19 protein-coding genes are annotated in these 19,191 nt (G+C 63.5%); 8 read left to right on the top strand and 11 right to left on the bottom strand.

The annotated features are described in order from the left end of the window. Positions 1–45: 45 nt before the first annotated feature. Complete coding sequence (locus HG549_RS11575) at positions 46–2,328, bottom strand: heavy metal translocating P-type ATPase (RefSeq protein WP_170029628.1); 2,283 nt, start codon at positions 2,326–2,328, stop codon at positions 46–48. Between the two features lie 5 nt (positions 2,329–2,333). Further along, on the bottom strand, positions 2,334–2,585 hold the full coding sequence (locus HG549_RS11570) for a hypothetical protein (RefSeq protein ID WP_170029627.1): 252 nt from the start codon (positions 2,583–2,585) through the stop codon (positions 2,334–2,336). A 200-nt stretch (positions 2,586–2,785) separates the two neighbouring features. Between HG549_RS11570 and HG549_RS11565 the strand changes: the two genes are divergently transcribed. The 3 genes from HG549_RS11565 to HG549_RS11555 are packed head-to-tail and all read left to right on the top strand — an operon-like array spanning position 2,786 to position 5,755. Next, the gene (locus HG549_RS11565) at positions 2,786–3,433 is read left to right on the top strand and encodes a BON domain-containing protein (RefSeq protein ID WP_170029626.1); all 648 of its coding nucleotides are present in this window, start codon (positions 2,786–2,788) and stop codon (positions 3,431–3,433) included. Positions 3,434–3,459: 26 nt separating this feature from the next. Further along, on the top strand, positions 3,460–5,301 hold the full coding sequence (gene ftsH, locus HG549_RS11560) for an ATP-dependent zinc metalloprotease FtsH (RefSeq protein WP_372241554.1): 1,842 nt from the start codon (positions 3,460–3,462) through the stop codon (positions 5,299–5,301). A gap of 28 nt (positions 5,302–5,329) precedes the next feature. Further along, positions 5,330–5,755 (top strand): potassium channel family protein, encoded by a 426-nt coding sequence (locus tag HG549_RS11555; protein WP_170029624.1) that lies wholly within the window; start codon positions 5,330–5,332, stop codon positions 5,753–5,755. A 6-nt stretch (positions 5,756–5,761) separates the two neighbouring features. On the opposite strand, the gene HG549_RS11550 is transcribed toward HG549_RS11555, so the two are convergent. From HG549_RS11550 to HG549_RS11540, 3 genes are read right to left on the bottom strand one after another with little or no spacing between them, the layout of a single operon-like run. Further along, complete coding sequence (locus HG549_RS11550; RefSeq protein ID WP_170029623.1) at positions 5,762–8,140, bottom strand: phosphoketolase; 2,379 nt, start codon at positions 8,138–8,140, stop codon at positions 5,762–5,764. Between the two features lie 33 nt (positions 8,141–8,173). Then, positions 8,174–8,638, bottom strand: a complete 465-nt coding sequence (locus HG549_RS11545; RefSeq protein ID WP_170029622.1) for a CBS domain-containing protein — start codon at positions 8,636–8,638, stop codon at positions 8,174–8,176. 57 nt (positions 8,639–8,695) lie between these two features. Next, positions 8,696–9,253: an Hsp20/alpha crystallin family protein gene (locus HG549_RS11540; RefSeq protein ID WP_170029621.1), complete on the bottom strand. Its 558-nt coding sequence runs from the start codon at positions 9,251–9,253 to the stop codon at positions 8,696–8,698. A 189-nt stretch (positions 9,254–9,442) separates the two neighbouring features. Here HG549_RS11540 and HG549_RS11535 point away from each other — a divergent pair, with 189 nt between their 5' ends. Then, positions 9,443–10,165 (top strand): hypothetical protein, encoded by a 723-nt coding sequence (locus HG549_RS11535; protein ID WP_170029620.1) that lies wholly within the window; start codon positions 9,443–9,445, stop codon positions 10,163–10,165. Here the strand turns inward: HG549_RS11535 and HG549_RS11530 are convergent. After that, positions 10,140–10,871 (bottom strand): helix-turn-helix domain-containing protein, encoded by a 732-nt coding sequence (locus HG549_RS11530; protein ID WP_170029619.1) that lies wholly within the window; start codon positions 10,869–10,871, stop codon positions 10,140–10,142. The two genes, HG549_RS11535 and HG549_RS11530, sit on opposite strands and share 26 nt — an antisense overlap. Positions 10,872–11,084: 213 nt before the next feature. On the opposite strand from HG549_RS11530, the gene HG549_RS11525 reads away from it, so the two are divergent. The 3 genes from HG549_RS11525 (at position 11,085) to HG549_RS11515 (ending at position 14,064) form a co-directional block, all read left to right on the top strand. Further along, positions 11,085–11,969: a universal stress protein gene (locus HG549_RS11525; RefSeq protein WP_170029618.1), complete on the top strand. Its 885-nt coding sequence runs from the start codon at positions 11,085–11,087 to the stop codon at positions 11,967–11,969. Between the two features lie 96 nt (positions 11,970–12,065). Then, entirely contained in the window at positions 12,066–12,635 is a 570-nt protein-coding gene (locus HG549_RS11520) for a GNAT family N-acetyltransferase (protein ID WP_170029617.1), read from the top strand. A 61-nt stretch (positions 12,636–12,696) separates the two neighbouring features. After that, on the top strand, positions 12,697–14,064 hold the full coding sequence (locus HG549_RS11515; protein WP_170029616.1) for an erythromycin esterase family protein: 1,368 nt from the start codon (positions 12,697–12,699) through the stop codon (positions 14,062–14,064). A gap of 17 nt (positions 14,065–14,081) precedes the next feature. Here the strand turns inward: HG549_RS11515 and HG549_RS11510 are convergent, their stop codons facing one another. From HG549_RS11510 to HG549_RS11490, 5 genes are read right to left on the bottom strand one after another with little or no spacing between them, the layout of a single operon-like run. Continuing rightward, positions 14,082–14,735 (bottom strand): dienelactone hydrolase family protein, encoded by a 654-nt coding sequence (locus tag HG549_RS11510; protein WP_170029615.1) that lies wholly within the window; start codon positions 14,733–14,735, stop codon positions 14,082–14,084. Between the two features lie 4 nt (positions 14,736–14,739). After that, positions 14,740–15,432, bottom strand: coding sequence for a phosphoribosyltransferase (locus tag HG549_RS11505; protein ID WP_170029614.1), 693 nt, complete (start codon positions 15,430–15,432; stop codon positions 14,740–14,742). A gap of 57 nt (positions 15,433–15,489) precedes the next feature. After that, entirely contained in the window at positions 15,490–16,098 is a 609-nt protein-coding gene (locus HG549_RS11500; RefSeq protein ID WP_170034146.1) for a hypothetical protein, read from the bottom strand. A 55-nt stretch (positions 16,099–16,153) separates the two neighbouring features. Continuing rightward, the gene (locus HG549_RS11495; RefSeq protein WP_170029613.1) at positions 16,154–17,521 is read right to left on the bottom strand and encodes an MBL fold metallo-hydrolase RNA specificity domain-containing protein; all 1,368 of its coding nucleotides are present in this window, start codon (positions 17,519–17,521) and stop codon (positions 16,154–16,156) included. Then, the gene (locus HG549_RS11490; RefSeq protein WP_170029612.1) at positions 17,512–18,438 is read right to left on the bottom strand and encodes a universal stress protein; all 927 of its coding nucleotides are present in this window, start codon (positions 18,436–18,438) and stop codon (positions 17,512–17,514) included. The genes HG549_RS11495 and HG549_RS11490 overlap by 10 nt, the downstream gene beginning before the upstream one ends. 184 nt (positions 18,439–18,622) lie before the next feature. Between HG549_RS11490 and HG549_RS11485 the strand changes: the two genes are divergently transcribed. Beyond that, positions 18,623–19,171, top strand: coding sequence for a GNAT family N-acetyltransferase (locus tag HG549_RS11485; protein ID WP_170029611.1), 549 nt, complete (start codon positions 18,623–18,625; stop codon positions 19,169–19,171). Positions 19,172–19,191 lie beyond the last annotated feature (20 nt).

Raw genomic sequence — 19,191 nt, 5'->3', positions numbered from 1 at the left:
GCCTGGCGCTTGATTTTTATCAATTGCACCGGGTCATCACGCGCCTCAGCGCCGGTCCAGATGCCGGTACAAGGCATCCTCCTGTTCAAAATGCAGCTTCACCAACGTGTCCAGGCGAATAAGCTGATGCTGGATCTCCTCGGCACTTGGCGTGGCTGCTGCCTGTGCGAAATCCCCGCTCATGCGCGCCAACAAATGGATCAACCGGAAAATTTCCCGGTGCGTGTGGCTCATCGCCGCAAGCGGATCCTCACCGCCGATGTACCGGCTCAGCAGTGGGTATAACCGACGCTCGTCATCCCGCTCATGCCGCTCCAGCACGTCATGTAATGCGGCAATGAGCGCAGCCAGGTCGGTGCGCGCCTGAAGCACAGGGCGGCTGGAAAAATCCCGAGCCATCTGGCTCAGGTCTGTCAAAAGGCTCTGCAGCTGCCGATGCTCGTCCTCCAGGCGGTCCAGGTCACCACTGGCAAGCCCGTTGCGGCCATCGCCGCCCCAGGGCCCGAGCGCGCGCAATGCATTGAGGATGATCAGCAGGTCGATGCCTTCCTGCAGCACGGCACCCATCACCGCTGGCAGGTAGCCTGCTGCGGCAATGAGCATCGCCAGCATTGACAAGCTCATGCCAACCCACACCCCCTGCCGGGCGATGTGCACGGCATTGCGGGCAATGTCCAGTGCCTCGACCAGGCGCCCCAGCCGGTCGACCAGCAGGACCACGCCGGCCGCCTGCGCCGAGGCAGTCACCCCCGCGGCGCCCATGGCTACACCGACATCGGCCGCAGCAAGCGCCGGTGCATCATTGATGCCATCGCCAACCATCAGTGTCGGCCGTTCGCGGCAACCTTCCCGCACCAGACGCGTCTTGTCTTCGGGCGAAAGGCCGGAACGCAGTTCATCAATACCCGCCCTCAAGGCAATCGTTTCGGCCGTTTGCGCCCGATCGCCCGTCAACATGACGATCTTGTCGATCCCCCGCGACCGCAGCAGGCGCAGGGTTTGAGGGGTCTCCTGGCGTACATCGTCGGCCAGCCGCAACATCGCTTTCAACTCGCCATCTATCGCCACGAAACTGCCACTGCTGGCCAGATAATCCAGTTGCCGCAAGCGCGCCTGCACCCAGCGATCCTGGTCTTCCGCGCCCTGCACGTAGGCCAGGGTACCCAGGCGCACGGCCCTGCCCTGCACCTGGCCGGCAAGCCCCTGGCCTGGGCTTTCCTCTACCTGTTCCGGCGCCGTCAGCGCCAGGTCGCGCGAGCGGGCAGCGTGAACGACAGCCTGGGCAATCGGATGGGTGGATGCCTGGGCCAACGAAGCTGCCCATTGCAGTACCTGCAGCGGCATACCCTCCCCCTTGAGCTCGATCGACTGCAAGCGGGCTTGGCCGCTGGTCAAAGTGCCAGTCTTGTCGAGAAACACCTGGCGGACCCCGGCAAGCGCTTCCAGTACCTCACCGTCACGGACGAGGATATTGCGCCGGGCCGCGCGCGAGATGCCCGACAGAATGGCAATCGGTACAGCCAGGATCAGCGGGCACGGGGTGGCGACCACCAGCACGGCCAGCACCCTCTGGACGTCGCCACTGGCCCACCAGGCGAACGCCGCGAGCAGCACCGTCAGCGGAATGAACGCCAATGCGTAACGGTCGGCCAGGCGCACGAACGGTGCCCGCGACTGGCGTGCCGCCTCGGCCAGGCGCACGATGCCGGCATAGGTGCTCTGCGCCGCGGTATGTGTTGCCAGCAGCAATAGCGGCGCGCCGACATTCACCACTCCACTGGAAACCCGCTCGCCGGCATGGCGCGTTACCGGTAACGATTCGCCGGTCAATGCGGCCTCGTCCAGCGTTGCGTGAGCGCTCTGTAGCCGGCCATCCACCGGTACTATCTCGCCCAAGCGCACCAGCACGGTCTGCGCAGGTTGCACCTGATCCACCGCAACCTCACGCAGGCCGTCCTGTTCCTGAACCCAGGCATGCTGGGGCGCGCGATCGATCAGTGCGCGCAACTCACGCTCTGCATGATGCAAGCTGAACGATTCCAGCGCACGACCAGTGGCCAGCATCAGTGCGAGTACGGCAGCCACCAGCATTTGCTCCAACGCCAAAGCGGCGGCGATTGACAGTAACGCAATCAGGTCAATGCCGGCTTGGCCCTTCGCCAGGCGCCTGGCCATTTCCACCGCCAGCACCAAGGCCATGATGGTGCCACCTGCCGCCCAGGCCACAGCGGCCCACGCAGGCCGTTGGACCGCATAGGCCATCCCCCCGCCCGCCAATGCCAGTACACAGGCCAGCAGCAGGCCGGGGTTCAACCATCGTAGCGCCATGACGGCTACTTGCGTCTGGCCTGTTGCAGCAGTTGCTGGACCTGCTCCTGGGCCTGCGTCGCCCTGCGCAGCGCTTCGTTGGCCGTCTGCTCGACCAGGTCGATGCGGTAGCACACCTGGTCGGCACGCAAGCGGGCAGTGGCAGCGTTGTCCTCTGCCGACTCCAGGCGCGCGTCGTACTCTTCAGCGTGCCATGGGGTACAGGCGGCGCTGGCCAGCAGCAGGCTCGCCCACCCCACAAGCAGATAGCGTTGCATGGCCATACCCTCACGCGTGACGGAATACCCCAAGTATCGGTGGCGAGGCCTGCGGTGGCCTGACATTTGTCAACCTGCGAAGGCGCGTGCAAGTTGTTCTGGCTGTCTTGACCTTTATCAATCACGCCGTTCGGCGCAAGGGTAGAAACAAAGACTCAGGGCCACCCGGCCCACCTCTTGACCTGCTACCGGAGCCGAACATGAACGACCTTGACTTGCGAGACCTGGTGCTCGAAGAGCTGGAATTCAAACCCGATATCAATGCCGCCAGCATCGGTGTGACTGTGCAGGACGGTGTGGTCACGCTGTCCGGCCATGTCAACAGCTACGCCCAGAAAGTCAGTGCCGAGCGCACCGTCAAAGCCATCAAAGGCGTGCGTGGGCTGGCCGAGGAAATCGAGGTACGCCTGAACAAGCTTGAAGGTACGGCGGACGACACGATTGCCAGTCGCGCCCTGAAAATCATCGCCTGGAGTTCGGATGCCAATGTGGAAGGCATCAAGGTCACCGTGCACAAAGGTACCGTGACCCTGGAAGGCCAACTCGACTGGCAATACCAGAAGGAGGAGCTCGAACAGGCGGTCTGGCGGCTGTCGGGCGTGGTCGGCGTGCACAACCGCATCACCCTCAAAGCCCGGGCTGACGTGGGTGATATCAAACGCCATATCGAAGACGCGCTCAAACGCAGTGCGGAAATCCAGGCCGAAGGCATTCGCGTCAGCGTCAACGGCGGCGTAGTCAGGCTGGAAGGCAAGGTGCACCTGCTGCGCGAGCGGGAGGTAGTCGAACGCGCAGCTTGGTCGGTGCCTGGTGTGAGCAAGGTCGAAGACTATCTGCTGATCGCCTAGCCTGGCAGCGTGGTGGAGGGATGAGCATGAACAAGGACCAGCCCTGGAAGTTCTATCTGCTGGCAGTCGGCTTGTCGGTGCTGGCGGCGGTCCAGTTCGGCCTGTTCAGCCAACCGTCGGTGCAGGCCATCCCTTACAGCCAGTTCCTGCAGTTGCTGGAACAGCAGAAGCTCAGTGACCTGCGCGTCGAGCACGAGCGCATCCTGGGCAAGCTGCAGGAGCCCATCAACGGGCGCTCGGCGTTCTCGACGGTACGTATCGACCCGGCGTTGAGTGAACAGCTGGGGCGCTCGGGCGTGGCGTTCACCGGCGTTGCCGAAGACAGCACGGTGGCGAATGTGCTGGGCTGGTTCATGCCGCTGCTGATGATGCTGGCGTTGTGGTACTTCCTGTTCCGTGGCCTCGGCCAGAAACAGGGCCTGGGCGGGTTGATGGGCGTCGGCAAGTCACGCGCCCGTGTCTATGTCGAGCAGGACACCAAGGTGACCTTCGCCGATGTGGCCGGCATCGATGACGTCAAGGAGGAGCTGACCGAAATCGTCTCCTTCCTGCAGAACCAGGCTTGGTACGCCCGTCTGGGGGCCCATGTGCCCAAGGGTACCCTGCTGGTCGGCCCACCCGGTACCGGCAAGACCCTGGTCGCCAAAGCCATCGCCGGGGAAGCGGCCGTGCCGTTCTTCTCGATCTCCGGCTCGGAGTTCGTGGAAATGTTCGTTGGCGTGGGCGCTGCGCGGGTGCGCGACCTTTTTGAACAGGCCCGCCAGGCGGCACCTTGCATCATTTTCATCGATGAACTGGACGCCTTGGGCAAGATGCGCGGCATCGGCAGTTTCGGCGGCAATGACGAGAAGGAACAGACCCTCAACCAACTGCTGGCCGAGCTGGATGGCTTCGACCCGCGTGAAGGCGTGGTGCTGCTGGCGGCAACCAACCGCCCCGAGGTGCTCGACCCGGCACTGCTGCGCGCCGGGCGCTTCGACCGGCAGATCCTCATCGACCGGCCCGACCGCAAGGGCCGCCTGGCGATTCTCAAGGTGCACCTGCACAAGATCGTCTACAAGCACGACCTGGACTGCGAGCGCATTGCCGAAATCACCCCCGGACTGACCGGCGCCGACCTGGCCAACCTGGTCAACGAGGCGGCCATCGTCGCCACCCGGCGCGCCAGCCAATGGGTTGAACTGGAGGACTTCACTGCGGCGATCGAACGCCTGGTGGCGGGCGTCGAACGCAAGGGCAGCGTGCTGCGCAGCGACGAACGCCAGGTAGTGGCATACCACGAAATGGGCCATGCCCTGGCCGCCAGCAGCCTGCCGGCCATGGACCCGGTGCACAAGGTGTCGATCATTCCCCGCGCTGCCGGCGCGCTGGGGTATACCTTGCAACGGCCGACCGATGACCGCTTCCTGATCAGCACGCAAATGCTGCGCGACCGCATGGTGGTGCTGATGGCCGGGCGCGCCGCTGAAAGCCTGGCGTTCGGCCAGGTGTCCACCGGCGCTGCCGACGACCTGGGGCGTGCCACCGATATCGCCCGGCAACTGATCACCCGCTTCGGCATGAGCCCGACGTTGGGCCAGGCGGTGCTGGAGCGGCAACAGGCAAGCTATCTGGGCGAATCGATGTTGCGCCAGGAACGCAAGGACTACTCGGAACAGACCGCTCGCGAGATCGACCTGGGCATCCGAGACTTGCTGGAAGAAGCCTATGGCCGCGCCCGGGCATTGCTCGAACAACGCCGCGACGATCTGGAAGCAGGTGCGCGCCTGTTGCTCGCCAGGGAGACCATCACCCCCGAGGAATTCCCGCCATTGCTGCCGCAGGCCGGTGAGCCGGCCACCTATACTCTGGTCGACACCTCGAAATGAACCGTCAGGGCCAGCCAGGGTATCTGCAATGCTGACCGTCACCTTGATCAACATGCTGGTGGTGATTGTGGTGGTGATCATTCACTACGAATGCCTGCTGCGCCTGAACGACTGGCTCCCGCGGCTCAAGCTGTGGAGCCGGTTTCGCATAGTGGTGGGGGTATTCGGCGCACTGCTGGCGCATGCCCTGGAAGTGTGGTGCTTCGCAGTGGTCTACTACCTGATGAACCATGCCGAGGGCTGGGGCAGCCTCAGCGGCAACTTCGACGGCAGTCTGCTCGATTGTGTGTACTTTTCCTTCACCACCTACACCACGATAGGCTTCGGCGATATTGCCCCCAGCGGCCATCTCAAATACCTCACTGGCCTGCAGGCATTGACGGGCCTGGTGCTGATCACCTGGACCGCCTCGTTCCTGTTCCTCGAGATGCAGAAGTACTGGAAGGCCAAGTAACACCAGTCACCCACGGTTTGCCGGCGAGGTCCAGCGCCACTGGGCCACCTCCGGCATATCCTCACCATGCTCGATCAGGTACAGCTTGTGCTTCTCCATGGTCGACCAGTAGCGGGCGCGCGTCTGTTCCACTTGGGGCTGCAGGCGCGGTACATGCTCGAAGACATCGAGTACCAGCTGGTAGCGGTCCAGATTGTTGATCACCGCCATGTCGAACGGCGTGGTGGTAGCACCCTCTTCGCGAAAACCTCGCACATGGAACCGTTGGGGGTTGGCACGCTTGTAGATCAGGCGATGCACCAACGCCGGGTAACCATGGAAGGCAAAGATCACCGGCTGGTCCTCGGTGAACAAGGCAGTGAAGTCGCGGTCGGACAAGCCGTGGGGGTGCTGTTGCGACACCTGCAGCGCCATCAGATCGACAACATTCACCACTCTCAGCCGCACCTCAGGCGCCTGTTCGCGAAGCAGCGTCACCGCTGCCAGCACCTCCAGCGTCGGCACATCGCCGGCGCAGGCGAGCACCACCTCGGGCGCATCGTCATCATGGCTGGCCCAGGCCCAGCGACCGATACCCGCCTGGCAATGCACCGCAGCGGCTTCCCCGTCGAGCCATTGCCATTCCAGCTGCTTGCCGGCAACGATGACATTGATGTAGTTGCGGCTGCGCAAGCAATGCTCGGCCACTGACAACAGGCAGTTGGCATCAGGGGGCAGGTAGATTCGCGCAACATTGGCCTTCTTGTTGGCCAGCAGGTCGAGGAAGCCAGGGTCCTGGTGCGAGAAGCCGTTGTGGTCCTGGCGCCACACATGCGAAGTCAGCAGGATGTTCAACGACGCAATCGGCTTGCGCCACGGCACCTCGGCAGCGGTCTTGAGCCATTTGGCATGTTGATTGATCATCGAATCGACAATGTGGATGAAGGCTTCGTAGCAGGAGAACAGGCCGTGCCGGCCGGTCAACAGGTAGCCCTCCAGCCAGCCCTCACAGATGTGCTCACTGAGTATCTCCATGACCCGGCCCTGTGCCGAAAGGTGTTTGTCATCGCTACCGCAGGTATCCAGCCACATCTTGTCGGCAGCCTCGAACACTGCGTCCAGACGGTTGGACGCCGTTTCATCGGGGCCGAACAGTCGGAAGTTGTGGGACAACCGGCTGTTTTTCATGACATCGCATACATACCTGCCCAACACCCTGGTCGCCTCGGCCCGTACCTGCCCCGGCCCTGTCATCGACACGCAATAGTCCGCGTAGCGCGGAAGATCCAGCGCCCGCAGCAGCATCCCCCCGTTGGCATGCGGGTTCGCACTCATGCGCCGGCGGCCGCAAGGCGCCAGCGCGGCCAGCTCGGGCAGCAACGCGCCTTGCGCGTCAAACAGCTCTTGCGGACGGTAGCTTTCCAGCCATTGCTGCAGCTGTAGCAAGTGCGTTGCTTGGCCAAGGTCCGCCAGGGGTAACTGATGGGAGCGACAGGTACCTTCGACGCGCTGCCCGTCGACGTATCTGGGCCCGGTCCATCCCTTGGGCGTACGCAGCACAAGCACCGGCCACAAAGGCCTGTCGATGGCCTGAGGGTTTTCGGCGTGGCGCGCAAGGCGCTGAATCTGGCAGATCTTCTCGTAGATGACCTCCAGAGTCCTGGCCAATGCGCGGTGGACCTCCATGGGTTCATCACCTTCGACGAAATAGGGGTCATAGCCATACCCGTACATCAGGCTGGTCAACTCATCTTCGCTGATCATGGACAGCACAGTCGGGTTGGCGATCTTGTAGCCATTCAGATGCAGAATTGGCAGTACCGCCCCGTCCCGGGCGGGGTTGAGAAACTTGTTGCAGTGCCAGCTGGCTGCCAGCGCGCCGGTTTCCGCCTCACCATCGCCAATGACGCACGCCACGATCAATTGTGGATTGTCCAGCGCAGCACCATAGGCATGCACCAACGAGTAACCCAGCTCTCCCCCTTCGTGGATGGAGCCTGGGACATGCGGGCCGACATGGCTGCCAATACCATAGGGCCATGAAAACTGCCGAAACAGCCGGGTCATGCCAAGCACATTGCGTTCGATCGCCGGGTTCAGCTCGGTATAGGTACCGTCAAGATAGGCCTGGGCAACCAAGGCCGGCCCCCCGTGGCCGGGGCCGGTGATGAACAGGACGTTGAGGTCGTACTGGCGTATCAGCCGGTTCAGATGGGTATAGATCAGGTTGAGCCCCGGTGAAGTCCCCCAGTGCCCCAGCAACCTGGGCTTGATGTCGGCCAGCGTCAGCGGGCTTGCCAACAAGGCGTTACCCTGCAGGTAGATCTGGCCAACGGTCAGGTAATTGGCGGCTCGCCAATAGGCATCCAGCCCTTCAAGTTCCTCGGTAGTGGGAAAATCGCTCATGCTCGCCTCCTGTGGGGAATCATCCCCGCGCGCTCACAGATCCTCACCGCGCAGGTCTTCCTCCCGTCGGCTTTGCTGACGAATCAGCAGCGACAGTTCGTGCAGATTATCTGCCAGCAGCCCTACCAGGTCGTCCGCAGTGGCGATGCCGACCAGCAGGCCGAAGTCATCCACCACCGGGATGCGCCGGATGTTGGCCCGCCGCATGTTCAGGATGACATCGAACAGGTCTTCATTCTGGTTCGCAGTGATCAATGGTCGTGGCAGCACATCGATCGCCTGCAGGTCCTCCTGGTCCGGTGGGTTGCGCCCAATGATCCGCAAGGCCAGGTCACGATCGGTGATCAGGCCGACGGGCCGGAAACGCTCGCGGTCGACCGGCTCGGCCAGTACCAGGTCGCCGACGTGATACTGGTTCATCATGCGTGCCGCAGCGTAGATGGAGATGCCGGGTGGTGCAGTGACCACATCCCGGTTGCAATATCTGCCAATGGACATGCTGGTTACCTCTGCTGGATGGAGCGTCCCTGCTCCTGAAAGTGACCGGACCGTCATTTACTTGCTGCTGTTGATCGGGATCACCTTTTCCGGGTGAATCGCCTCGGCACGTTTGGGCAGATGCACCTGCAGCACGCCTTTGGCGAACTGCGCGTTGATCTTCTCGGCGTCGACCTCAGGAGGCAGCTGGAGCACTCGCTCGAAACTGCCGTAATGGCGCTCACTCAGGTGATATTCCTTGCGTTTCTCATCGACCTCCTGATGCTTCTCGCCGCGAATCACCAGGTTGCCATTGACCAGCTTGATCTCGATGTCCTTGTCGTCCACACCCGGCAGTTCGGCACTGATGCGGTACTCCTCGGCCTGCTCGCTGATATCCATCGCCGGCATGCCATGGGTGAACAGGTCACGCCGCCAGAACGGCTCGACATCGAACGGCGTGTGGCTGAACGGCATGCGCAATGGCCGCCGCCCGAAATCCTCGAACAGGCCGTCGATCTGACGGCGCAATTGCTGAAAAGGCCGCCAGAGATCAGCAGGTTCGCTGCTGGGCGGCGCAGCTTTCGCTGGCGTGGCGGCTGGAGTGACAGGTACTTTCTTGGCTGCTTCCGACATGGCGCGCTCCTCGAATAAGTAATGCCTCCCTGGGAGACGCCTTCGATCTTGCGCGGCACGGCAGCCCATTGCTTGACCTTTGTCAACCCGCGTGAAGCTCACCTGCCGATTTGATCCTGGTCAAAGCGTTGCCATGGCCTGGGCATAGGCTGAATCAAGCAAGGTCACCACATACAGTGCGAGGCGACTATGGGCCGGGGCGGCAGTGCAAGCGTCCGCTTACTCGAGGCGGTGCCGGGCTCCGGCACCCAGCAATACCTGCGCCTGGCCCTTTGCAGCCCGCAACGTAGCGAAGCGATGCCAGGCCAGTACTGCCTGCTGAGCAGCCACAACGAATGCTGGCCCTGCAGTTATGTGAGCCTGCCTGGCGCCAGCGGTCGCTTTCTGGTGGCCACCTGCAGCGTGAAACCCGTGGGGCAGGCCGGTGACCTGTTCGGCTATTCCGGGCCGCTTGGCAACGCCTGGCCGCTGCCCCTGCAAAGCGCAAGGCTGCTGGCCATCAGCCGCGCCGAAGGCCTGTTGCCGCTGTTGGCGGTGCTGGATGAAATCCGTTGCTGGCTGCCTTGGGTCCAGGTGAGCTTGTCTCATGCGGGTATCCCTGCCGAACGCCTGCCAGACGCTTGTCCAACCTGGCTTGCGGCGCTGCCGCACGACAGCAGCAGCGGCTGGCTGCAATTGCAGCGAACGCTGGACACCTTTCGGCCGGACACGGTGTATTGTTGCGCGCCACCCCAGGTGGCGCGCCAGGCTGCCCGCCTGTGCTGGCAGACAGGCATTGCCGCGCAGCGCATCTGGTTACGCACGGATCATCTGCCGCGCCCGGCCTGGGGCGGCCCGCAACCCCTGGGATGGCCTGTGCAACGTTATGACCGGGTGCTGGCGGCACTCAAGTGGGTTCCTCCAGGCGGGTGAGATTACCCAGGCCGTGCAAGTCGATGAGCCTGACTTCGCGCCCGCTGCATTGCAGGAACCCGGCCTGGACAAAACGACCGAACAGTCGGCTGACGGTTTCCAGGGTCAGGTCCAGGTAGTTGGCAATGTCGCCGCGCGACATCGGCAGCTTGAACACATCAGCCCGCAACCCGCGGGCCTGGTAACGCGCCGACATGCCCAGCAGGAAGATAGCCAGCCGCTGCTCGGCACGCCCGTGGCAGCAGCGCAGCTGCTCGTCCTTGCCCTGGATGCCCAGGCTGAGCATGTGCAAAAGCTGATAACGCAGCCCCGGAATCTGGCCGGAGAGATCCATCAGCTGGTCGAGCCTGATGGCACAGACCAGCGAGATTTCCAGCGCCACAGCAAAGCCTCGGTAATGACTGGCGCCGATGGCATCCAGGCCCAGCATTTCACCGGGCAGGATGAAGCCGCCGATCCGCTCGTTGCCATCGGCGTCGAGCAGAAAGTGCTTGATTGCCCCCGAGCGCAGGGCAAATACCTGTTCCATCGGCTCTTCAGCCTTGAACAGGTACTCGCCGCGCTTCAACGGCCGGTTGCGGCGAACGATGCGTTCCAGCTTGTCCACCTCCTCCGCACTCAGGCTGGCGGGCAGACAAAGCCGGCTCAACGAGCATGCAAGGCACTTCACATGGGGCCTCGCCCCCAGATCCATAGGGCCTGACATGATAACGCCTCCGCCTTTTGCGCGCGGCCATATATTCAAACTAGCTGGCGCACTGACTGTTTGCGGGAGTGGCGACCAAGGGTCGGCCTGCCCATGGCGGGAATTGATGCAGGTCAAACCCGGCCAATGCACCTGCTGCATGCTCTAGCGTCGCGTACTGCATTACCCCTGCTTGCCTACAGAGCGGCCATGCCAACCAAGAGGGTGCCTATCATGCAAATCCGTAGCCTGGTTGTCGTTGCACCCAGTCAGAATCGCTACAGTGCGGCCATGGAACAGGCGATCGACCTGGCCACGGCCGTCGACGCCACGGTGACGGTGGCCATCCTTGGCTCGGCCGGGTCCGACGGAAAGCGCGTCGACATTCGGGCTCGCCAGAAAAGCCTGGCCACGGACCTGCTCGACAGAGGCGTTCGCATCAATGCCGAAGTCGTTGTGCTCAAGCCTGGGGTGAATGCGCTGGTCAGGCTTGCCAAGGCATGCACCGCCGACCTGCTGATCCTGGACCCGGCGCTGGTGCAGGCAGACGCTGGCGCCGACTTCGTGCTCATGCTGATGCAGCAGGCGCCCTGCGCCGTGCTGTCAGCGCAGGAACAGCCCATTCGCAGTCATGGCAAGTTGTTCGTCGCCGCGCCAGCCAGCTGCGAAGACCTTGACCAGATAGCGCTGAACACGCATGTGGTTGCAGTGGCCAAGGCCATCAGCCAAGCGCGCAAGGCCCGCATGCATCTGTTCACCGTCTACGACCAGGCGGCTTTGCTGCGTCACAGCAAGCACTACAGCCTGGCGGAAATCCCTCGCTACGAAACCCTCGTGGCCGAGGTCAGAGGCTTTGCCGCGCTGCTCGGTATCCCCGCCGTTCATCATCATCTGATCGTCGGCGCCTGTGCCCATACCCTCTGCGCCTATGCCAATCGCTGTGGCTACGACCTGGTAGTGATCGCAAGCCCGCTGAACGCCCGGCAGCGCGAGACGTTGAGCTATCTGATGAACCATTTGCAATGCAGCTTGCTGGTGGTCAATGCCAACGCCAGCGATGACCGCGTGGCCAACCTTCGCTCCCCAGGCCTGTTCGATTCGCTTGTTTCACCGGCCTGACAGGCGGTGCGCGGGCAATTGACAAGTATCAAGTCAGCGCAAGGCCGAAAGCCGAAACTGAACGTCCCTTGTTCATAACACGCAGAGGACATTGCCATGGCGCCCGCCGAGACTTCCCGTCCACATACCCTGCCTTCGTTTCCGACGCCCGCTGGCGAGCACTGGATCGAAGCCCTGGAAAACGGCACCCACGTACTGATCCGGCCCTTGCAAGCCAAGGACCGGGAACGCGAGAGGGCCTTCATCGAACGCCTGTCGCCCGAGTCGCGGCATTTTCGCTTCCTGTGCCAGCTCAAGGAGCCCGGCGAGGCGATGCTCGACCAACTGATGAAGGTCGACCAGGACCGACAGGCGGCTTTCGTCGCCCTGGCCCATGTCGACGGCGAACTGCAGGAAGTGGGTATTTCCCGCTATGCCGCCTGCACAGACAAGGATGAATGCGAGTGCGCCGTCACCGTACTCGACAGCTGGCAGCACCACGGCCTGGGCCGCCTGCTGCTCAAGCACCTCACCGACCATGCCCGCGCCAAGGGCTTCCGGCAGATGTACTCGATCGACTCCGCCGCCAACCAGGCAATGCGCGATCTGGCCAAAGCGGCAGGATTCACCACGGCCACCGACCCGGATGACCCGAGCCAGGTGATCCACCGGCTGGTCCTGAACTGACCCCAGGGCCGCCGCACCATCATCCCTTGTGGCGCGGCGGCCTGCCTATGGGAGCATGCCCATGAACGGCCCCTCGAAAAAATTGATGGAAAGGCTCTATGGCCAGCAGTATCAGGTCGAAGTCGCCGATATCGCGCCACTGCTGCATCAATATGCCGAACCCCTGCCGGACCTGGACACACCGGCCTTCGCGGCACTGTTCGACCGCTACGCTGACGCCCGGGTGGTCCTGCTTGGTGAGGCGAGCCACGGCAGCAGCGAGTTCTATCGCGCCCGTGCAGCGATTACCCGACGGCTGATCGAGCAGCATGGTTTCAACATCGTGGCCGTCGAGGCCGACTGGCCGGATGCCGGGCATGTCGACCAGTATGTCCGGGGCCTGGCGCATTCAGCATGGAAACGCCATATATTCAGCCGCTTCCCGACCTGGATGTGGCGCAACGGCGAAGTCAAGGCCTTTGCCCAGTGGCTGCATGGGCATAATCGCCTGCTCGCCGATGACCTTCGCGTGGAGTTCCGAGGGCTTGACGTCTACAGCCTGCGTAATTCCATCCATGAGGTGCTGGCCTATCTGGACCGGGTCGACTCAAAACTGGCCCATGAGGCCCGTCGGCGCTACGGTTGCCTGACGCCCTGGCAGGACGACCCGGCGCAATATGGCCACTTTGTCGAGCGGGGCGGCGTCATGCCTTGCGAGCAACCGGTAGTCCAGCAGCTGAATGTCATGCTCGCCGAACAACTCTCCGGGCTGATACGCAATGACGAAGCATTTTTCAATGCCACGCAGAATGCCCGGGTGATCATCGCTGCGGAGCAATACTACCGCGCCATCTATCGGGGGTCGGCCGCCTCCTGGAACCTGCGCGACCGGCACATGTTCGATACCCTGCGTGCGCTGCTGGAACGCCGTGGGCCGCACGCCAAGGCGGTGGTCTGGGCGCACAATTCGCATATCGGCAACGCTGGCGCTACAGAGATGGGCTGGAAAGGCCAGTTCAACATCGGCCAGCTGTGCCGCAACGCCTTTGGGCAAGATGCCGTGCTGGTCGGCATGGCCACCGGCCGAGGCCAGGTGGCCGCCGCCGACGATTGGGATGGCGACATGCATATCAAGAATATCCGCCCCCCCCGTGCAGACAGCTGGGAGCACCAGTTCCACCTGGCCGGCATACCGGCCTCCCTCACCGACTGGCGCGACCCGCAGCGCAAGGAGCTGCGTCGGATGTTGTCGACACCGTTGCTCGAGCGCGCCATCGGTGTCATCTATCGCCCGGAAAGCGAACGGCTCAGCCATTACTTCGACGCCGTGCTGGCCGAGCAATTCGATGCCCTGCTGTGGTTCGAGCAAACACACCCGGTCAGTGCGCTGCCGTTACCGACACGCCAGCACCTGGAGCCGGAGGACGAGACCTATCCGTTCGGTGTGTGAAAGCCTGTGGCCAGGCTTCAGGCGGCTTGCAAGTGCGTGACAAACCAGTCGCCAGCAAGGGCGGCAGCCTTGCCCAGGGTGCCAGGCTCTTCGAACAGATGCGAAGCGCCCGGTACCACTTCAAGGCGATGCGCGCAATGCAAGCTGCGCCCAACCAGGCGGTTCAACTCCAGCACCTGCGCATCGTTACTACCTGCAATGTGCAAAGTCGGCGCTTTCACCCGCGCCAGCACCGGCCCGGCCAGGTCCGTCCTGCCACCCCGGCTGACCACTGCCGCCACCACGCCCGGGCGCTCTGCAGCCGCACACAGCGCTGCCGCGGCACCCGTGCTTGCACCGAACAAACCAACGCGCAAGGTGTGCAGTTGCGGGTCGCGCCCAACCCAGTCGACGACATCGATCAAGCGCTTGGCCAACAGCGGGATGTCAAAGCGCAATTCACCGGTCTGGTTGTCCAGCTGCTGCTCGTCCTGCGTCAGCAGGTCAAACAGCAACGATCCCAGGCCACGTGCCGCGAGCCTGTCGGCGACGTACTGATTGCGTGCACTCAGACGACCGCTACCGCTGCCATGAGCGAAGATCACCAGTGCATGGGCAGCGGTTGGCAAACGCAGGTCGGCAAGCAATTCGACACCTGGCAGCTTCATTGTCTGCGATCGTACTTCAGTCATGTCCTCACTCCTGGGCAGGCCCTTGGACAGCAGCCTGCCTGTCAGCTTGGCGCATCAGCGCGGTGACTTCGGCGTCCGAAACCTGCGGGAAGTCCTGGTACCAGTAACCAACCGAAACCATCCGCTCGGGTACCAACGGGCATACCAGTTCATCCACTTCGCCGTACATCGCCTGCAACGTTTCCGGCGGCGCGACCGGCACCGCCACCACGATCCGCGCAGGTGACTGCGCGCGCACCGCCAGGATGGCCGCCCTCATGGTCGCGCCAGTCGCCAGGCCATCATCGATCAGGATCACGACCTGATCCTTGAGTTGCAGCGGTGGGCGGCTGCCCCGGTAAGCGTGCTCCCGCCGCGCCAGTTCCCGGGTTTCCGCGGCGACCACAGCGTCGAACCGCGCCGGGTCTACGGGGTAAGCCCGCAACACGTCATCGTTGAGGAATGTCACACCGCCCGTGGCAATAGCGCCCATGGCAAGCTCGGGATGAAACGGCATGCCGAGCTTGCGCACCACCAGCAGGTCGAGACGGACCTTGAGCGCAATCGCCACTTCATAAGCCACGGGAACACCCCCACGCGGCAGTGCCAGCACGATCACGTCAGACCTGCCGTCATATCCGGCCAGCGGTTCGACCAGACAACGCCCGGCCTCGCTGCGGTCTGGGAACAGCGTTTGCAGAGCAAGGTCATGTGACATGGAAACCTCCCGCGCCGCCATGGGCGCCCATCGTTGCGGTTTGTGGCTGATGCCGAGTCATGGCGTGGTCGCCTGAGCCTCTTCGGGCAGCAGGTCGAACTGCGCCAGGCAGCGTTGCTCATCATCGGCAGTCAGCGCCTGCAAGCCGGCCACTTCCTGCAGGGGGGTTCCGAGCAAGGCCAGGCGCAGCACCCCGTTGCGCTGCAAGAACGCCTGCGCCAGGCACGTGCACACCGGTTTGCCGACCAGCGCGGCAAGCTTCTCATCCTCGGGTATGTCCACCTGAGCCTGCAGATTGGCTGCGCAGCTGTCGACGATGCGCGCCGCCGCGTTCCCCGCCAACCACAAGGTCCCCCCGCCCAGCAAAACCAGGAGCAACAGCATCGCCAACAGGATGTTCGACTCCCGGGTTACCGAGCGAAGGAAGGCCAGCCTGGCCTGCCAGCCCGTTGCCTGGCCAGCGAATATGGCCTTGCCCACCGTGCGCTTCACGCCCCGCTGCACCGCCCAGCCCAGCGCCACGCTCAACACCAGCAAGGCCAGCAATACCGCGGGGTCGCGCATCGGCAGGCGCCAGCTCGGGCTGACTGCACGATAGGCGGACGCCGCCACCAGTAGAGCGACGATGGCCACGATCAAACCCAGGCTGCCTCTGGGCCGGTGCATCCAGGCCCGCAGTTTCGCCCTCGCTTGCGTATTCATGCATACCTCCCACACCGGGCTAGCGCACCGGGTCGATGGCAACGGTTTCCTGGTAATCGGGCACACACACCTGCCAACCCAGCTCAAGGCAGATCCGCCGTCGCAATGTGTCGGCGGCATGCGGTTCGCCATGAATGACGTAGGTCTGCCGCGGCGGCCGAGTGAAGCCACGCAACCATTCGATGATCTCGTCGGCATCGGCGTGTGCGGAGAGGGTGTCCATGGCATATACCTGCGCCCGGATGGGCACATCCTCGCCCTGCAGGCGCACGCTGTGGGCACCGGCAACGATATCGGCACCGCGCGTGCCGCCGGCCTGGAAGCCCGAGAACAGGATGCTGTTGCGCGGGTTGGGCGCCAGCGCCTTGAGATGGTGCAATACCCGCCCACCGGTCGCCATGCCACTGGCGGCGATGATCACGGCAGGCTCGCGCAACTGGTCCAGATGCCTGGATTCATCCACCGTACGGACGATATGCGTGCCCTTGCACATCGCGGCGCACTCGGCCAGGGTCAGCCGATGCTCGCTGCGGAACTGCTGATACAGCACAGTGGCGTCGGTGGCCATGGGGCTGTTCAGGTACACCGGTATATCCGGGATCAGCCGGTCGCGCTTGAGCTTGTACAGGTAGTACATGAGCAACTGGGCACGGCCAACGGCAAACGACGGCACCAGGGTGATGCCATGGCGCAGGAGCGTCTGGTTGATGACCTTGGCCAGATACGCCTCGGTCGACTCGGCGGGATGCTTGCGATCACCATAGGTGGATTCCACCAGCAGCACGTCCGCCGTCCTGACCAGCTCCGGCTCACGCATGATCGGGTCCTGCGGGCGCCCCAGGTCGCCGGAAAACAGCAAGGTCTGCCCGTCGGCATGGATCTGCACGGTGGCCGCGCCGAGGATATGCCCGGCAGTGCGCAACAGCAGCTCCATGCCCTCGGCAATCACCATTGGGTGGTGCAGTTCGACCGGGCGAAACAGTGCCAGGGCGCGTTTCGCATCCTCCTCGGTGTACAGCGGGCGTGCCGGGGTATGCTTGGAGTAGCCGTGGCGATTGGCGTGTTCGGCCTGCTCTTCCTGCAAGCGGGCGCTGTCGAGCAGGAGGATTTCCGCCAGGGCACAGGTCGCCGGGGTGGCATAGATCGGCCCGCTGTAGCCTTCGCGCGCCAGTACTGGCAGGTAGCCACTGTGGTCGAGGTGGGCATGGGTCAGCACCACCGCATCGAGCGCCCGCAAGGCCGGAGGCAGCGGCTCCCAGTTGCGCAGGCGCAGCTGCTTGTAGCCCTGGAACAGCCCGCAGTCGACCAGTATCCGGGTACTGTCACGGGTCAACAGGAACTTGCTGCCGGTCACGGTGCCAGTGCCACCCAGAAAAGTCAGTTGCATGGCGAGGGCTCCCAGGTTTCGGCCACCTCAGGATGAACCGCAAGCACACTGCACGGCGGACGGCCGACGATGCGTTCGGTGGTGTCACCCAGCAGTTTGTCCAGCCCCTTGGGCTGCACCACCCCCATCACCAGCGCATCGATATCGAGGGCGGCCACCTGTTCACGGATGACCTGCACCGGGCCACCTTCGATGAAGTGCCGGCGGTCCGCTGCGACCCCTTCGGCATCGGCCAGCTCCGCGAACGGTTGCTGCAGCGCCTCGCGCATTTCATCGATCCAGGCCTGGGTGACATTCATGTCCGAAGCGAATACCCCGGCCAGGTTATACGCCGACAGCAGGTGCAATTGCGCGTCGCACTGCAAGGCCAGGGCCTGGGCTGCACGGATCAGCCCCCGGTTGAAAAGTTCCTGGATGGCCGGCGTCTCGCTGAACGCGGTGTCCACGGCGACCAGGATACGTTGCGGCAACGACACCGCCGCCGCCGGCACGAACTGGGTGACGCCCTTGCAACCGCGCATCAACGCACAGTCCAGCGGGGTGCTGAACAAACGGACCAGGGTCGCTGCAGCCTCGCTGTCCTTGATGACCATGTCGGGCTGCAGTTCGTTGATGTAATCGATGGCCTGGCTGCGAATGTCGTCGGCCTGCAGGCTATCGACGGTCAGCGCGACGCCACTGTTGCGGTGCCGCTCGACCAGGGCCGTCAGGCGCTCGCGATAGGCTTCGTACTGGCGCTTGATGTCAGCCTCGTTCAGCCGCTCTTCGCGCAGCAAATGTTCCTCGCTCGGCTCGAACAAGCCCAGCACGTGCACGCTGGCGCCGCTGACATGCGCCAGGGCCAGGCCCCTGCGCAACGCCGCGGAATGCGGATCGACCTCGGTGAGCAGCACCAGCAGTTGTCGATATTGACCCATGGCGAACCTCCGGGCTTGCGCGGCTGGGGAGTGATGCAGGAAATCTTCCGGCCACCGGCCTGATGCCGCTTGATGCAGATCAGAAAACCGCCACCCGGCCGGAACTTGACGATTGTCAGAACCGCACCGGCGCCTGGCGTTACAACAGCAACACCAGGCAAACATCAGCCAACCGGGAGGCGACATGAACGGGCAGCCAACTGAACAGCCCCAAGCGTGCGAGCACTGGGTCGAAAAGCTCGCGGACGGTACGCCAGTGCTGATCCGCCCACTGCGCGAGGAAGACCACGAAAGGGACAAGCGCTTTCTCAGCACCATCGCCTATGAAACCCGTCGGTTCCGCTTCATCGCCGGGTTGAGCGGCGGCCTGCCGAGCCTGGACCCGCTGCGGATGCCGGTTGATTACCACCAGCGCATGGCCTACATCGCACTGGCGCATGTCGAGGGCAAACTGGTCCAGGTCGGTGTCAGCCGCTATGCCGGCATACCTGGCAGCCAACAGTGTGAATGTGCGGTCGCGGTCGATGAAGCCTGGCAGCGCAAAGGCCTCGGCAGGCGCCTGATGACACACCTGATCGACGCGGCGCGCAGCAATGGTTACCAGTGCATGGTGTCCAGGGACCTGGCGAACAACTATGCCATGCACCGGCTGACCAAGGCGCTGGGCTTCAGCTCACGCTACCTGGGTGGCGACGTCAGCGAGATCCTCCACGAGCTTGACCTGCGCAGTTGAAAACAAGGCCCTTGCGGGCC

The organism is Pseudomonas sp. SK, from assembly GCF_012975065.1.
GTDB lineage: Bacteria > Pseudomonadota > Gammaproteobacteria > Pseudomonadales > Pseudomonadaceae > Aquipseudomonas > Aquipseudomonas anuradhapurensis.
This window is presented reverse-complemented; position numbering and strand designations above follow the sequence as displayed.

Coding starts and splice junctions, on each gene's coding strand:
- HG549_RS11575 (WP_170029628.1), bottom strand. CDS start 2,328: ATGGCGCTACGATGGTTGAACCCCGGCCTGCTGCTGGCCTGTGTACTG.
- HG549_RS11570 (WP_170029627.1), bottom strand. CDS start 2,585: ATGCAACGCTATCTGCTTGTGGGGTGGGCGAGCCTGCTGCTGGCCAGC.
- HG549_RS11565 (WP_170029626.1), top strand. CDS start 2,786: ATGAACGACCTTGACTTGCGAGACCTGGTGCTCGAAGAGCTGGAATTC.
- ftsH (WP_372241554.1), top strand. CDS start 3,460: ATGAACAAGGACCAGCCCTGGAAGTTCTATCTGCTGGCAGTCGGCTTG.
- HG549_RS11555 (WP_170029624.1), top strand. CDS start 5,330: ATGCTGACCGTCACCTTGATCAACATGCTGGTGGTGATTGTGGTGGTG.
- HG549_RS11550 (WP_170029623.1), bottom strand. CDS start 8,140: ATGAGCGATTTTCCCACTACCGAGGAACTTGAAGGGCTGGATGCCTAT.
- HG549_RS11545 (WP_170029622.1), bottom strand. CDS start 8,638: ATGTCCATTGGCAGATATTGCAACCGGGATGTGGTCACTGCACCACCC.
- HG549_RS11540 (WP_170029621.1), bottom strand. CDS start 9,253: ATGTCGGAAGCAGCCAAGAAAGTACCTGTCACTCCAGCCGCCACGCCA.
- HG549_RS11535 (WP_170029620.1), top strand. CDS start 9,443: ATGGGCCGGGGCGGCAGTGCAAGCGTCCGCTTACTCGAGGCGGTGCCG.
- HG549_RS11530 (WP_170029619.1), bottom strand. CDS start 10,871: ATGTCAGGCCCTATGGATCTGGGGGCGAGGCCCCATGTGAAGTGCCTT.
- HG549_RS11525 (WP_170029618.1), top strand. CDS start 11,085: ATGCAAATCCGTAGCCTGGTTGTCGTTGCACCCAGTCAGAATCGCTAC.
- HG549_RS11520 (WP_170029617.1), top strand. CDS start 12,066: ATGGCGCCCGCCGAGACTTCCCGTCCACATACCCTGCCTTCGTTTCCG.
- HG549_RS11515 (WP_170029616.1), top strand. CDS start 12,697: ATGAACGGCCCCTCGAAAAAATTGATGGAAAGGCTCTATGGCCAGCAG.
- HG549_RS11510 (WP_170029615.1), bottom strand. CDS start 14,735: ATGACTGAAGTACGATCGCAGACAATGAAGCTGCCAGGTGTCGAATTG.
- HG549_RS11505 (WP_170029614.1), bottom strand. CDS start 15,432: ATGTCACATGACCTTGCTCTGCAAACGCTGTTCCCAGACCGCAGCGAG.
- HG549_RS11500 (WP_170034146.1), bottom strand. CDS start 16,098: ATGCACCGGCCCAGAGGCAGCCTGGGTTTGATCGTGGCCATCGTCGCT.
- HG549_RS11495 (WP_170029613.1), bottom strand. CDS start 17,521: ATGCAACTGACTTTTCTGGGTGGCACTGGCACCGTGACCGGCAGCAAG.
- HG549_RS11490 (WP_170029612.1), bottom strand. CDS start 18,438: ATGGGTCAATATCGACAACTGCTGGTGCTGCTCACCGAGGTCGATCCG.
- HG549_RS11485 (WP_170029611.1), top strand. CDS start 18,623: ATGAACGGGCAGCCAACTGAACAGCCCCAAGCGTGCGAGCACTGGGTC.